Raw genomic sequence first — 13,877 nt, forward strand, 5'->3', positions numbered from 1 at the left:
CGTGTGCAAAAGCCGCTTTTTCAAGCGGCTTTTTTAATGACCCGCCGTAACAATCGATCGACAAGGAAGATCCTCGATGAACCGTTTAGCCCTCGCCCTCCTCGTGCTCGGCACTCCTCTGGCCCACGCCAGCTTCGACGACAGCGAGTGCGCACCGAGCCTGTTGCTGCAATCCAGCGGTCTGGATAGCTGCTCCACCCAAGCCTTCCTCAGCCCGGGAAATGACACCCGCGCCAACCTGCAGTGGCTACTGTCTGACGCTGGCCAACCGAGCCTGGCCGGTAATCCGGAAAAAGCCGAAGACCAGAACGCGTTGGTGCCTTTCGCCCTGGAGCAACTGTTCACGGTGGCAACGCCTGACGCCGCACCGACCGACACGCCGACCGAAGCAGATGCCAACTCGCTTTCCGCGCAGATAGAAAAACTCGGCCTGAGCGCGGACTACCCGGACCTGAGCCAAGCGCCGTCCTATGCCAGCGGCGAAGGCAGCCGACAAAGCAGCAACAACACCGATACCGCCGCCACCTTTCTCGCTCAGTTACTGACCAGCGACCTGCCGGACCCGGAACGCAAAAGGCTGGCCAGACAACGCCTGACGCTGTTGCAACAGGAGCACCCGGCCAGCGAACCACAGCCACTGAACTTCACCGGTGTGCAATCGATCCTCGGCCGGCAGTTCGCCACCTACTTGCAAGGTGCCAGCGCTTTTTACGACGGTGACTTCGCCGCCGCGAGTGCACGCTTTACCGAGTTGCTCAGCAGCGAGCAAGCGTGGCTGAAAGAGACCGCCAGCTACATGGTGGCCCGCAGTCAGCTGAATGCTGCCCAGGCCAATGCGTTTGACGAGTACGGCTACCCCGACCTGAGCAAGGCTGACCAACCCGCGCTGGTCCAAACCGAAACCGACCTTCAGCAGTACCTCGCCAGCTACCCGCAGGGCGACTACGCGTTGTCGGCCAAGGGCTTGCTGCGTCGGGTGTACTGGCTGCAACAAGACAACGTCAAGCTGGCCGCCGCCTACGCCGAGCAGTTGGCCGAACAGGATCTGGACAAGCGCGACAGCAGCCTGCAGCAGTTGACCGACGAAGTGGACAACAAGCTGTTCACCAGCGCGCAAGGCGTGACCAATCCCATGCTGCTGGCCGTCATCGACCTCAAGGGCATGCGCTCGGGCGAGCCGATCAGCAAGGACCAGCTACTGGCGCAAAAGCCTCTGTTTGCCGATGAGCCGGACCTGTACGCCTACCTTCAGGGCGCCTGGCACTACTACGTCGGCGAAGTCCCGGCCGAAGCCTTGAAGTTTCTGCCCGAAGCTACCGACGACAGCGTGCTCGACCACCTGCATTTCAGCCAGCAGATCGTGCGCGGCCTGGCTCTCGAAGAAGACGGCCAGTGGCCCGCGGCACAGGCCCATTGGCTGAAGCTGTTCAAACTGACCGATCAGCCGATCCAGCTGCAGCAGCTGCAACTGGCACTCGCGCTGAACTACGAACACAGCAACCAGGTGGAGAAGATTTTCGCCGCCGATTCGCTGGTCACCAACAGCAACTGGCGGGCGCAAGTGCTCGGCCGCGTTGCCTCGCCTGAGCTGCTTCGGCAGTTGGCCAAAGACGGCAAGGCCGCTACCGAGGAATCGATCACCGCGCTTTCGGTGCTGCTCTACAAGGACTTGCTGCAAGGCCATTACCAAGCCTTCAGCGACGACCTGGCCCTGGTTCCTGAGCCAGCCCCTGAGGCGCTCAAGCAGTTCGTTGTCTCTCAGGGCACCAACGACGATGGTTATGCCTGCCCAACTCCCAAGGAAACCGCCGAGGTACTGGAAAAACAACCGGCCAACGCCAACGCCCTCAACTGCCTCGGCGAGTTCACTCGCACACACTCACTGGTCTACGACGGCTCACCCGGCGAGTTCGCCTTGAGCGGTAGCAAAACCCAGTTCCCAGGCGAGCGCTTCGACCCGCTGCACGGCTACCAGCAGATCATCGCCAACGACCAGGCGCCGGCAGACGATCGCGCCTATGCGCTGTATCGCGCGATCAACTGCTACGCCACCAGCGGCTACAACCACTGCAACGGCGACGACATCGACAAGTCCGTGCGCAAGCAGTGGTTCTCGACACTCAAACGTCAGTACGCCAACAGCACCTGGGCACAGTCGCTGAAGTATTACTGGTGAGTCGATGAAGGGTTTCTGGCTCGCCGTGCTGCTGGTCTTGCTCAGCAGTCCGGCAGCTGCCGAGGTGGATGCCAGCCAGTACGACGCCTTCTGGTTATGGAGTGGCGTGCAACCGCAGCCGGTGCTGGCCCAGGCGAAAAGCCTGTATATCCTGCAAGGCCAGGTTGAACGCGTGCCGCTTAGCCAAGGGGGCGCCGTGCGTTTTTTGGCTCAGGGGATTTCCGTACCCAGGCTGGCCAACCATCCCGGCGAGATCTGGCTGGTGTACCGCGCGCAAACGCTGGACTGGCCGCCCGAGGCCTACGCCGTGGTGCTCTCGCAAGTGCGCCGCTGGCAGCTCGCCGGCAATCCAGTGGTGGGCATCCAGATCGACTTTGATGCCCGCACCCGCGAGTTGCACCGCTACGCGCAGTTTCTGCGCGACTTGCGTGAACGCCTGCCGAAAAACTACCGCCTGAGCATCACCGGTTTGCTCGACTGGGCACCGAATGCCGAGACCGGCGTATTGAACCAATTGGTCGGTGTGGTGGACGAAATCGTCATCCAGACGTATCAGGGCCGCCACAGCATTGCCAATTACAGCGCTTACCTGCCACCGACCAAACGCCTGCAGCTGCCGTTCAAGATCGGCCTGGTGCAGCACGGCGACTGGCAGGCACCCGACTATCTGCACGACTTGCCGCTATTTCGCGGCTACGTGGTTTTCCTCCTCAATGCCCCTGCGTCGCCGCACTAGGCGCATTGTGGAAATGCTCTGTTATACTCCGGCTTCCCCGCTTGGCTTACGCCCGGACGCCGGCCCTCCTAGAGGCCCGCAGGACCGGACGGGAGCGCGCCCTCAGCGCGTTTCATGCACGGCAGACTTTCCCTATGGGCCACGCCCTAACTAAACAGGATTACTCATGTCCTTTGCTTCCCTCGGTCTCTCCGAGGCTTTAGTCAGTGCCGTCGAGGCTGCTGGCTACACCGAGCCCACTCCAGTGCAACAGCGGGCTATCCCCGCCGTGTTGCAAGGTCGCGATCTGATGGTTGCCGCCCAGACGGGCACCGGTAAAACCGGTGGCTTCGCCTTGCCGATCCTTGAGCGTCTGTTCCCCAATGGTCACCCGGACCGCGAACACCGCCATGGCCCGAAACAGCCGCGCGTACTGGTGCTGACACCGACCCGCGAGCTGGCTGCGCAAGTGCATGACAGCTTCAAGCTGTATGCCCGCGATCTTAAATTCGTCAGTACCTGCATCTTCGGCGGTGTTGGCATGAACCCCCAGGTGCAGGCCATGGCCCGCGGTGTCGACGTACTCGTCGCCTGCCCCGGCCGCCTGCTCGACCTCGCCGGCCAGGGCAGCGTGGATTTGTCCCACGTGGAAATCCTGGTGCTCGACGAAGCCGACCGCATGCTCGACATGGGCTTTATCCATGACGTGAAGAAGGTCCTCGCGCGCCTGCCGAGCAAACGCCAGAACCTGCTGTTCTCGGCGACCTTCTCCAAAGACATCACCGATCTCGCCGGCAAGCTGCTGCACAACCCGGAACGCATCGAAGTGACGCCACCGAACACCACGGTCGAGCGCATCGAGCAACGGGTGTTCCGCCTGCAGGCCAACCACAAGCGCGCCCTGCTCGCTCACCTGATCACCGCCGGTGCCTGGGAACAGGTGCTGGTGTTCACCCGTACCAAACATGGCGCCAACCGCCTGGCCGAGTACCTCGACAAGCACGGTTTGCCGGCGGTAGCAATTCACGGCAACAAGAGCCAGAACGCCCGCACCAAGGCCCTGGCCGACTTCAAGGCGAATGCCGTACGCATTCTGGTGGCTACCGATATCGCCGCCCGCGGCCTGGATATCGACCAGTTGCCGCACGTGGTCAACTTCGAGCTGCCGAACGTGGAAGAAGACTACGTTCACCGCATCGGCCGTACTGGCCGTGCCGGTCGCAGCGGCGAAGCCATCTCGCTGGTAGCACCCGACGAAGAGAAGCTGCTCAAAGGCATCGAGCGCATGACCAAGCAGAAGATTGCCGACGGCGACCTGATGGGCTTTGATGCCAGCACCGTGGAAGCGGAAAAACCGGAAGTGCGCGAGCGCCCTGAAGGCCAGAACCGTGGCCGTGGTGCCCCGCGTGATCCGAACAAACCAGGCGGTGGCGGCGGCGGTGAACGCCGTGGCAGCGGCCGTAAGGACAAAGGCAAGGACGGCAAAGACAAACCTGCCGCCCAGGGCCGTGACAAGCCGGCTGGCCAAGGTCGTCAACAGCAGCCACGTCAGGGCCAACCGCGCAGCAACGAACCGCGTCAACCACGCACCAGCAGCGCCGCTGCGGCGATTCCGCCGTTGCCTGCTGATCGCGCGCCGGACGAGTTCCTCGACGACGAAATCGACAACTTCGGTAACCGTGCTGATTACGTCAGCCCGAACCAGGGTCGTCAGCAGAACCGTGGCCGCCGCCCAGCCGCACCAACCGGCCCAAGCGCCAGCAATGGTGTGGGCCAAGGCGCGCCGCGTCCGGCCGGCCAGGCGCCGCGCGGCCAATCGCCTCGCCCACAAGGCCAAGGCAAACCAGCCGGTGGCGGTCAACGTAATGGCGGCGCCAATGCTGGTCAGGGCAAACGCGCTCCCGGCCGCAGTGGTTCCGGCCAGCCGCGCCGTGATGACTCGCGCAACCGTGGCCGCGACGACTCGCTGCGCCAGGAACCCGCGGTGCGTGGCCCACGTGAGCCGCAGCACACCCCGGTGATCGTGCACAAGGAGTCGAAAATCGACCGTACCTTGACGCCCGAGCAGCTGGAGCAACTGGACAAGCTGCCGAGCCGCAATCGTGGTGAGAAGCCTGCCTTGCTGACGCGCAACCGCGAGGGTTAAGCCTCAGCGGTTTGAACAAAAACACCGGCCTAGTGCCGGTGTTTTTGTTTGTGCGGTTTGGCGCCTAGTAGGTTGGGTTGAGCGCAGCGAAGCCCAACAGCGTACCTGCGAAGACCGATACGCGCCGCCCCATGGGCGGCATGTTGGGCTTCGCCTTTGGCTCAGCCCAACCTACGCCGGCATTCTGCGTTATTTACTTCTTCACACCTTCAAACGAAATGCTCAGTTCCAGCTCTTGGGATTTAGGGCCCAGGTCTTTCTGGATGTCGAAGTCTTTCAGCTTGATGGTGGTGGTGCCTTCGAAGCCGGCACGGTAGCCGCCCCATGGGTCCTTGCCTTCGCCGATGAACTTGGCGGCGATGACGACTGGCTTGGTGACGCCGTGCAGGGTCAGGTTACCGGTCACGTCCGCAGTGCCTTCGCCAGTGGATTTAACCGAGGTGGAAACGAACTTGGCTTCCGGGAATTTCGCCACGTCGAGGAAGTCGGCGGTGCGGATGTGCTTGTCGCGCTCGGCGTGGTTGGTGTCGACGCTGGTGGTTTTCAGGGTCACGTCGATCTTGCTGGCTTCTGGCTTCTTGGCGTCGAAGCTGAAGGTACCTTCCCAATCTTTAAAGGTGCCGTAGATGTAGCTGAAGCCCAGGTGGCTGATCTTGAAATCGATGAAGGCGTGCTGGCCTTGCTTGTCGATCGTGTAGTCGTCAGCCATGGCTTGGCCAGCGCTGAGCAGGGCAGTACCGAGGGCCAGGGCCGCCAGGGATTTTTTCAGGTTGAGCATTGCGTAAGTCCTTCTAGTGCAGTGAGGGGGTTAGTCGGCGCGACGGCCAAACATGCGGGTCAGGGTTACATCGTGGTCAATAAAGTGATGCTTTAAAGCTGCTAACGCGTGAAGGCCGGCGAAAATTACCAGGGCCCAGGCCAGGTACAGGTGAAAGGCACCGGCCACGTCTTCCTGGTCAGGAATCGCGGTCAGGGTCGCCGGCACGGCAAACAGACCGAACACTTCGATCGGCCGGCCATCGGCGGTGGAAATCAGGTAGCCGGCAATCAGCACGGCGAACAGCAACAGGTACAACGCACCATGGCCCAACTTGGCACCCAGCCGGGTGGCCTTGCTGTAGCTGCTGAGGGTGGGTGGCGGCGGGCTGACGAAGCGCCAGAGCACACGCACCAGCATCAGGCCGAGCAAGGTCAGGCCGATGCTTTTATGCAGCGCCGGGGCGGAATGGTTGTAGGGGCTGTAGTAGTCGAGGGTGACCATCCACAGGCCAAGGCCGAACAACCCAAAAACCGCCAACGCGATGCCCCAGTGCAAGACGATGCTGACCAGGCCATACCGGGAAGAGGAGTTGCGAAGCTGCATGTAGGTGGTTTCCGTAAAAAAGCAGTGGGCTAAGACTAGCGATAAATCTATCGAGTTAAAGCGAAAAATTCTGCTTTGAAATATCGGGAAATACGATGCTTTCAGCGGCGCAGACGGGAGGAAATAACGGATGACCGAGTGGTCGAGGAAGGCGGGAACTTAACGTCGCAGAGTAAAAAACGCCCACGTTGCGCGGGCGTTTGACACATCAAGTCAATTGAACAGCTTGGAGAAGAACCCAGGCTTGTCGTCACCCTGGTCTTTCTTCGCGGGCGCCGCTTCGGCGACCACCTGCTTCTTGGCCGGGTCGACTTCTTTACCGGCCAACAGATCCTGCGCCTGGCTGGCGGCACGCTGGCCGCTGCGCAGAGCGCCTTCGAGGGTGCCCGGGTACAGCGCATCGGTGTGCTCACCGGCGAACACTACCCGTTGCAGCGGTTTTTCCCACAGGCGCCAGTTACGTGTCAGCTGGCCCGGGCCATAGGCCAGGTACGAACCGCCGGTGGACGGGTCGGTGCTGTAGCGTTTGATTTCATAGCCGGTAAAGGCGCCACGTGCTTTCGGGTAGAAGGCGTGCAGGCGGATCAGCACCTGGTCGACCATCTGCTTGTCGCCGAATGCCTGCAGCACACGGGCGTTGTCGCCGGAGAGGTTGATCACCACATTGGCGCCGCCCTTGGCTGCGGGTTCGATCCACAGCATGCCCAGGCCCTGATCAGTGAAGATCTCTCCAGACAGACGCGCCTTGCTCTCCCACACCGGGGTTTTGAACTTGAGCATGATCTGGTCACGCCAGCCGTAGTTGGTGCCTTTGATGGCGGCGGTATGGGCGGCGTCCAACGCCGGGGTCAGTTGGATCTGCGCCAGCGCTTTGAGCGGCACAGCCAACACCACGTAGTCGGCGCTGTAACCGACGGCGCCGACTTTGACGGTAACGCCGTCTTTGTCCTGGCTGATGGCCGAGACCTTGGAGTTGGTCTTGATGGTTTTCAGCTGCTTGAGGAACGCCGCTGCCAGCACCTGGCTGCCACCGGGCAAACGGGCGGCGCGCAGATCGCGGTCGTCGACACCGCGGTACACCCGGCTTTGTTGCGCCAGGTAGAGCAGTGACAGTCGCGAGGGCTCGTCATAGCGGGAACGGATGCGCTGGTTCACCAGCAGACGCGCAGTCGGCGGCAGGGCCAGCTTGTCCAGCCACTTGGCCACGGTCATCTGGTCGAGGGCGAACAGGGTGTTGTTGGCGGCCGGGTTCAGCGGATCGCTGATCGAGGCGGCCAGATCATCCAGGCTCTTGTCGAAACGCTTGAGCGCTTCGGCGGTTTCCGGTTGCTTGGTGGCCAGTTCAGTAGCGGTGAAGTATTCGCCATTGATCAGGTAGCTGGGGTTACGCACAAACTCCGGAGCGGCCAGGGTCTGCAGTTTGAAGGCGTCGATGTAGCTATTCAGCGTGGGTTGAATCTTCTTGCCGCCGATCCACTCGCTGGTGGCCAGGCCGGAGCGGCCGCCGATGCTCGGCTTGGCTTCCAGCAGGGTGACCTGCCAGCCCTTCTGTTGCAGCTCAAAGGCAGCAGTCAAACCCGACAGCCCGCCACCCACCACAATCGCCGTAGGTTGCTTGCTCGCTGCGGGTTTATCGGCCGCCTGCGCAGCCACGCTGAACACACCCATTGCCAGCAGCGCCAAGGCGCGCAAACCGGTCCGTAACATGAACGACTCCTTACACCCGTTCCGCAGGCAGCGGAACGCTCTTAGATGGCGCGCAGAATACGCCGCCACTGGAATAGCAGCCAGCCAGGCCCGTCGGGTAAATGGTGTTTGGGTTGTTACAGGGTCAGCCATTGCATAGGCTGCACCCCTGCTTTGCGTGCCCGGCTCGAACCTGGCCGCGTCTGTACAGCTGTCTCGATTGCCTGGGAGTTTCGAATGAGCCTGAATAATCAGTGGATGCAACGCGACCTGGCGGTGCTCTGGCACCCCTGTACGCAGATGAAGGACCACGAGCAATTGCCGCTGGTGCCGATCAAACGTGGCGAAGGCGTGTGGCTCGAAGACTTCGACGGCAAGCGCTACCTCGACGCCGTCAGCTCCTGGTGGGTGAACGTGTTCGGCCACGCCAACCCGCGCATCAACCAGCGCATCAAGGACCAGGTCGACCAGCTCGAACACGTTATCCTCGCTGGCTTCAGCCACCAGCCGGTGATCGAACTGTCCGAGCGCCTGGTCAAGCTCACCCCCGCCGGACTGGACCGGGTGTTCTACGCTGACAACGGCTCGTCAGGCATCGAAGTGGCGCTGAAGATGAGCTTCCACTTCTGGCGCAACAGCGGCCAGGAGCGCAAAAAACGCTTTGTCACCCTGACCAACAGCTACCACGGCGAAACCATCGCGGCGATGTCGGTGGGCGATGTCGCGCTATTCACCGAGACCTATAAATCGCTGCTGATGGACACCATCAAGGTGCCCAGCCCGGACTGCTACCTGCGCCCTGAAGGGGTGAGTTGGGAGGAGCATTCGCGGATGATGTTTGGCGCCATGGAGCAGGCCCTGGCCGAGAACCATCAGGACGTTGCCGCGGTGATCATCGAGCCGCTGATCCAGGGCGCCGGCGGCATGCGCATGTACCACCCGGTGTACCTGAAACTGCTGCGCGAGGCCTGCGACCGGTATGGCGTGCACCTGATCCACGATGAAATCGCCGTCGGCTTCGGTCGCACCGGCACCATGTTCGCCTGCGAACAGGCCGGTATCGCCCCGGACTTCCTCTGCCTGTCCAAAGCGCTCACTGGCGGCTACCTGCCGATGGCGGCAGTGCTCACCAGCGAAACGATTTACCAGGGCTTCTACGACGACTACCAGACCCTGCGCGCCTTCCTCCACTCGCACACCTACACCGGCAACCCGCTGGCCTGTGCGGCGGCATTGGCGACTTTGGATATCTTCGAACAGGACAACGTCATTGAGGCCAACAAAGCCTTGAGCGCCCGTATGGCCAGCGCTACGGCGCACCTGGTCGACCATCCGCATGTGGCCGAAGTGCGGCAGACCGGCATGGTCCTGGCGATTGAAATGGTCCAGGACAAAGCCAGCAAAACCCCTTACCCATGGCAGGAGCGGCGTGGCCTGAAGGTGTTCCAGCACGCGCTGGACCGCGGGGCGTTGCTACGCCCGCTGGGCAGCGTGGTGTACTTCCTGCCGCCGTACGTGATTACGCCGGAGCAGATCGATTTTCTGGCCGAGGTGGCCAGTGAGGGGATTGATATTGCGACAGCGACAAAAACATCAGTACCCGTGAGTGGCCGTCACCCGAACTTCCGTGATCCGGGTTAAAGCTTTTAGCAAAAAAACATCGCGGCTAAAGCTGCTCCTACAGGTGGTGTAATCCGTAGGAGCGACTTCAGCTGCGATGCTGTTGAAGCGCTTACAGAATCGAGAGCGGATATTCGATGATCAACCGTACCTGATCAGAGCTGGAGTCCGAATCGCCCGACATGCGATGGGTCGCCTGGCGGATACGGAACGACAGGTCTTTGGCCGGGCCTTCCTGCACCACGTATTTAACCGAAAGGTCGCGCTCCCAGTGCTTCTCTTTATCGGCGTAGTAGTCATACGGGCTACCCGCTTCGATCTTGGTGCCGTCGACATTGTCGCCACGGGTGTAACCGGCATAGAAGGTCAGACCCGGCACGCCATAGGTGGCCATGTTCAGGTTGTAACCCAGGCGCCATGACTCTTCACGTGGGCCGTTAAAGTCGACCAGTTGCATGGAGTTGGCCAGGTAGATGGAGTCCTGGAACACGCCGCCGCCCAATACCAGGTAGTCGAATGGCTGGTCACCATCGATCTTCTGAAACGCCAGGGTCACGGTGTGCGCGCCAATGCTGTAGCCGGTGGCGAACGACCAGGAGGTGTTGTTGATGGTGCCGGCGAGGGACTTGCCTTCATCCAGCGTGCGGTAGAGGTTGAAGTCAAAGCTCAGCGACTGGTCGTCGCTCAGCGCCAGCACGTAGTTGGCGTTGCCGTAATACTGGTTCCACAGGTCCTCATAACGCGAGGCATAGGCGGTCACGCTGAAGTTGTCGCTGATGCTGTAAGCGCCGCCGAGATAGTCGACATCGCCGCCCTCAACACCGGCCGCATAACCGGCACGGAAACCACCATCGTGACCGGACATGTTCATGTCCTTGGCCGAGGTGAAATGACCCGCGTCGATTTTCAGGCCTTCGATTTCAGCACTGTCGAGTTGGAAGCCAGTGGCGGTGGCCGGCACCAGACGGGCGTCGGCCAGGGCGATTACCGGGTTGTAGGGACGCAGGTCGCCGTATTTGAGGACGCTGCTGGAAACCTGCAGTTTCACCGCCCCTCCCAGGGAGCCAAAGCTATCTTCGGCACGGCCATCGGAGTCCACGGGCAACATTTGCGAGCCGGAACGACCACGGCCGCTGTCCAGTTTGATCCCGGTATAGGCGCTCAGATCAACGCCAAAACCGACGGTGCCTTCGGTAAAGCCGGACACATAGTCCAGTTGAAAGCCCTGGCCCCACTCGCGGTTATCGCCATAGCCGCGGTCATGGCGATCCATGTTCCAGTACAGGTTGCGGGCAATCAGGTCGAGCGTATCGCCTTCGAGAAAACCTTTGGCATCGGCCTGACTTGCGTGTGCGGCCATCGAGAAAACGCTGGCGCTGGCGACGGCCAGGGCTAATCCGCTGTGTTTCAGTTTCATCTGTATTCCCCATTGAAATGAATGTGTCGGCATATGCCCGCGCCCGCGCGCGGGACCATCAACCGGGTTGAGCCGGGCCACCATCATTTCGCAGCCAACGCTGGCGACCCGCTCGCTCAGTTCTGTTGCAGCAGGAGATGCAATCCGCACTGCATGCTGAGTTACCCAGGGGCGTTAAAACAAAAGCCCGCGGCAAGTTCTCCCACGTTTAGTTCTTTGCCAATGTTCAACCCACGACACTTCCACATTTATTTACGCCATATATAGCGCAGTGAAAAACTGCCTCTACACACATAACTTGTCCACCTCGACAGCTAGTTAGCATGACGATAATCACGGGTTGAACACGGCCTTTTTTGCCTGTTATCCAACTTGGCAAACCCCACCATAACGCCCGTAATAGAGCAGCCAAAGCACATATAAGGACGTAATGAGATAATTCCGGCCAACTTTCAATTCTCATATTTACCCGCAACTACCCGAGGGCAATCTTCCATTTATCGCTCAACTTGATCCGGATAACTGGCTCGTATAAGCAGGTGTTATCCAACGCATAAAAAAACGTAACAGCCAACTTTCGAACCACACTCTTCCTGTTGATCGAGAGAACCCAAACAGCGCACAGGAGAATTTCGCCCACGCTCTACGTTATGCTTGGCGCCCCTGCAGCCAGCTCCTGTATTCGCCATGCGCCTCTCCCGCTTCTTTATCGACGCCCCTCTTTCCATCGGTCAGCACGAGCTGCCGGAAACCCAAGCTCACTACATCGGCCGCGTGTTGCGCCATGCCGTGGGCGATGCCGTGCAGTTGTTCGATGGCAGCGGTCAGGAGTTTCTCGGTGAGTTGATCGAGGTGGGCAAAAAGAACGTGCGCGTTGAACTGCGCGAAGCGCTGGCCGGGCAACCGCCCTCGACGCTGCATATCCATCTGGGTCAGGGTTTGTCGCGCGGCGAGCGGATGGACTGGGCCATCCAAAAGGCCACCGAGCTGGGCGCCACGGAAATCACCCCGATCGTCAGCGAGCGCTGCGAGGTGCGGCTCAAAGGTGAGCGTGAAGACAAACGCCTGGAGCACTGGCGGCAAGTGGCGATCAGCGCCTGCGAGCAATGTGGTCGTTCGGTGTTGCCGGTGATTCATCCGCCCACGCTGCTGGCGCAGTGGCTGGAGCAATGCCAGGCCGAGCTGAAGCTGGTGCTGCACCCGGTGGCCGAGCCGTTGACCAGCCATGCCAAGCCGCAGTCGCTGGCGTTTCTGATCGGGCCGGAAGGTGGGCTATCGGACGCGGAAGTGACCCAGGCACAGGGCAAGGGTTTTCACGCCGCCCGGTTAGGCCCGCGGGTGTTGCGCACGGAGACGGCGCCGGTGGTGGCACTCAGCGTGGCGCAGCAGTTGTGGGGGGATTTCTGAGTAAGCATGTTGTTTGCCCCGGCCCTCTCCCCCAGCCCCTCTCCCGCACGCGGGCGAGGGGAGCTTGACCCTGTACGCCAATCGGTCCTCCTCTCCCCTTGGGGAGAGGGGCTAGAGGAGAGGGGTACGGCGCACGCCTAACCTCAAGAATCTTTGAGCAGGTCCGCTAAGTCGTCGGCGTGCTCTTCTTCCTGGGCAAGAATCTCTTCGAACAGACGGCGGGTGGTCGGATCGTCGTTGCCAAGAAAAGTGATGATCTCGCGGTAGCTATCAATGGCGATGCGCTCGGCCACCAGGTCTTCAGTGATCATCTCTTTGAGCGTCTCACCTTCCACGTACTCGGCGTGGGAGCGACTCGTCAGGCCCTCAGGATTGAAGTCCGGCTCGCCGCCCAGCTGCATGATGCGCTCCGCCAGTTGATCCGAATGGGCCAGTTCCTGCTGGGCATGCTCGAGAAACTCCGCTGCGGCCACGCTGGCCTTGAGGCCGGTCGCCATGAAGTAGTGGCGCTTATAGCGCAGGTAGCAGACCAGCTCGGTGGCCAGGGACGCATTCAGCAGCTTGAGGACTTCTTCGCGATCGGCCGAGTAACCCTCGGTGATCGCCCCTTCTTCAATATGCTGGCGAGCGCGTTGGCGCAGCGTGGCAACGTCAGTCAATTGTGCAGCGGTCATATCAGTTCTCCATCAGCTAATCGGTCAGTCGCGCGGGCTCTGGCGGCCAGCGTCTCGGTGTACTGAGTTGGGAGTAGCGAGGAGGAGAAAAGTTTGATCTTTCGCTGGCTCTGGCCAGGGCCTGGAAACGCAGCGGGCGCCACATGGGCGCCCGCTGGGATTTACCAGAGTGAAGGCTTAGATGAGCCCTGCATCGGCGAGCATTTGCTCCAGAGCGAGCAGGTCCGGAATCTTTGCCACGGCTTCACCAAAGCTCACCGCATCCAGCTCCAGCGGCGCCAACGGCACATCGGCACGGGCCAGGTCGGTGCCAACTTTCAGCGAGCGCGGAATACCCTGCACCAGCAGAGCGAGGAATTTCACGTTGGGACGACCGCCCAAGGCGTTGATCACCGCCACACGGGCGCCGGGGCGGATCTGTGGCTGGCCATCGGAGGCCGCTTCGAACGACAGCAGCGGCAGGCTCAGGTCACGCCAGGCCATCTGCCCGAGGAACCAGGCCGGCATGCCCGGTGTTACTTGCGGCGCGCGGTAGGGAATCAGCTCGGCCACCGCCACGTTGGGCAGCAGCAGGGTACGGTCGGCCAACGGCACCAGCAGACCGGTGATGCTGGTCGCGGTGGCGGTGTTAGTGGTGGTGACGGCTTGGCTCATGGGGAAATCCTGTCGGCGC

General features: G+C 61.3%; 10 protein-coding genes and 1 pseudogene. 5 read left to right on the forward strand and 6 right to left on the reverse strand.

The genetic code is table 11. The annotated features are described in order from the left end of the window. The first annotated feature begins 76 nt into the window (after positions 1-76). The 3 genes from C8K61_RS04290 to C8K61_RS04300 all read left to right on the forward strand — a co-directional run bounded on the left by C8K61_RS04290 (position 77) and on the right by C8K61_RS04300 (position 5,037). Positions 77-2,176, forward strand: a complete 2,100-nt coding sequence (locus C8K61_RS04290) for an outer membrane assembly lipoprotein YfiO (protein WP_108094965.1) — start codon at positions 77-79, stop codon at positions 2,174-2,176. Positions 2,177-2,180: 4 nt separating this feature from the next. Beyond that, the gene (locus C8K61_RS04295) at positions 2,181-2,912 is read left to right on the forward strand and encodes a DUF3142 domain-containing protein (protein ID WP_108094966.1); all 732 of its coding nucleotides are present in this window, start codon (positions 2,181-2,183) and stop codon (positions 2,910-2,912) included. 166 nt (positions 2,913-3,078) lie between these two features. Further along, positions 3,079-5,037 carry a DEAD/DEAH box helicase gene (locus C8K61_RS04300; protein WP_108094967.1) on the forward strand — a complete coding sequence of 653 codons (1,959 nt, stop codon included), beginning with the start codon at positions 3,079-3,081 and terminating at the stop codon, positions 5,035-5,037. 193 nt (positions 5,038-5,230) lie between these two features. Here C8K61_RS04300 and C8K61_RS04305 read toward each other — a convergent pair whose 3' ends face one another. The 3 genes and pseudogenes from C8K61_RS04305 to C8K61_RS04315 form a co-directional block, all read right to left on the reverse strand. Beyond that, positions 5,231-5,815, reverse strand: coding sequence for a YceI family protein (locus tag C8K61_RS04305; protein WP_108094968.1), 585 nt, complete (start codon positions 5,813-5,815; stop codon positions 5,231-5,233). 30 nt (positions 5,816-5,845) lie between these two features. Further along, positions 5,846-6,400, reverse strand: a complete 555-nt coding sequence (locus C8K61_RS04310) for a cytochrome b (protein WP_108094969.1) — start codon at positions 6,398-6,400, stop codon at positions 5,846-5,848. 219 nt (positions 6,401-6,619) lie between these two features. Next, a pseudogene (locus C8K61_RS04315) lies at positions 6,620-8,107 on the reverse strand (flavin monoamine oxidase family protein); the annotation flags it as partial. Positions 8,108-8,323: 216 nt separating this feature from the next. Here C8K61_RS04315 and C8K61_RS04320 point away from each other — a divergent pair. After that, positions 8,324-9,727, forward strand: coding sequence for an adenosylmethionine--8-amino-7-oxononanoate transaminase (locus C8K61_RS04320; RefSeq protein ID WP_108094971.1), 1,404 nt, complete (start codon positions 8,324-8,326; stop codon positions 9,725-9,727). Positions 9,728-9,818: 91 nt separating this feature from the next. On the opposite strand, the gene C8K61_RS04325 is transcribed toward C8K61_RS04320, so the two are convergent. Beyond that, positions 9,819-11,123: an OprD family porin gene (locus C8K61_RS04325; protein WP_108094972.1), complete on the reverse strand. Its 1,305-nt coding sequence runs from the start codon at positions 11,121-11,123 to the stop codon at positions 9,819-9,821. Positions 11,124-11,810: 687 nt separating this feature from the next. Between C8K61_RS04325 and C8K61_RS04330 the strand changes: the two genes are divergently transcribed. Then, entirely contained in the window at positions 11,811-12,530 is a 720-nt protein-coding gene (locus C8K61_RS04330) for a 16S rRNA (uracil(1498)-N(3))-methyltransferase (RefSeq protein WP_108094973.1), read from the forward strand. Between the two features lie 143 nt (positions 12,531-12,673). On the opposite strand, the gene C8K61_RS04335 is transcribed toward C8K61_RS04330, so the two are convergent. Continuing rightward, the gene (locus C8K61_RS04335; RefSeq protein WP_108094974.1) at positions 12,674-13,204 is read right to left on the reverse strand and encodes a bacterioferritin; all 531 of its coding nucleotides are present in this window, start codon (positions 13,202-13,204) and stop codon (positions 12,674-12,676) included. Between the two features lie 177 nt (positions 13,205-13,381). Further along, positions 13,382-13,858 (reverse strand): chemotaxis protein CheW, encoded by a 477-nt coding sequence (locus C8K61_RS04340; protein WP_108094975.1) that lies wholly within the window; start codon positions 13,856-13,858, stop codon positions 13,382-13,384. Positions 13,859-13,877 lie beyond the last annotated feature (19 nt).

Origin of the sequence: Pseudomonas sp. GV071, from assembly GCF_003050835.1 — a bacterium.
GTDB lineage: Bacteria > Pseudomonadota > Gammaproteobacteria > Pseudomonadales > Pseudomonadaceae > Aquipseudomonas.

Excerpts from the sequence above, each read along its gene's own strand:
- C8K61_RS04290 (WP_108094965.1), top strand. The coding sequence starts at position 77 with ATGAACCGTTTAGCCCTCGCCCTCCTCGTGCTCGGCACTCCTCTGGCC.
- C8K61_RS04295 (WP_108094966.1), top strand. The coding sequence starts at position 2,181 with ATGAAGGGTTTCTGGCTCGCCGTGCTGCTGGTCTTGCTCAGCAGTCCG.
- C8K61_RS04300 (WP_108094967.1), top strand. The coding sequence starts at position 3,079 with ATGTCCTTTGCTTCCCTCGGTCTCTCCGAGGCTTTAGTCAGTGCCGTC.
- C8K61_RS04305 (WP_108094968.1), bottom strand. The coding sequence starts at position 5,815 with ATGCTCAACCTGAAAAAATCCCTGGCGGCCCTGGCCCTCGGTACTGCC.
- C8K61_RS04310 (WP_108094969.1), bottom strand. The coding sequence starts at position 6,400 with ATGCAGCTTCGCAACTCCTCTTCCCGGTATGGCCTGGTCAGCATCGTC.
- C8K61_RS04320 (WP_108094971.1), top strand. The coding sequence starts at position 8,324 with ATGAGCCTGAATAATCAGTGGATGCAACGCGACCTGGCGGTGCTCTGG.
- C8K61_RS04325 (WP_108094972.1), bottom strand. The coding sequence starts at position 11,123 with ATGAAACTGAAACACAGCGGATTAGCCCTGGCCGTCGCCAGCGCCAGC.
- C8K61_RS04330 (WP_108094973.1), top strand. The coding sequence starts at position 11,811 with ATGCGCCTCTCCCGCTTCTTTATCGACGCCCCTCTTTCCATCGGTCAG.
- C8K61_RS04335 (WP_108094974.1), bottom strand. The coding sequence starts at position 13,204 with ATGACCGCTGCACAATTGACTGACGTTGCCACGCTGCGCCAACGCGCT.
- C8K61_RS04340 (WP_108094975.1), bottom strand. The coding sequence starts at position 13,858 with ATGAGCCAAGCCGTCACCACCACTAACACCGCCACCGCGACCAGCATC.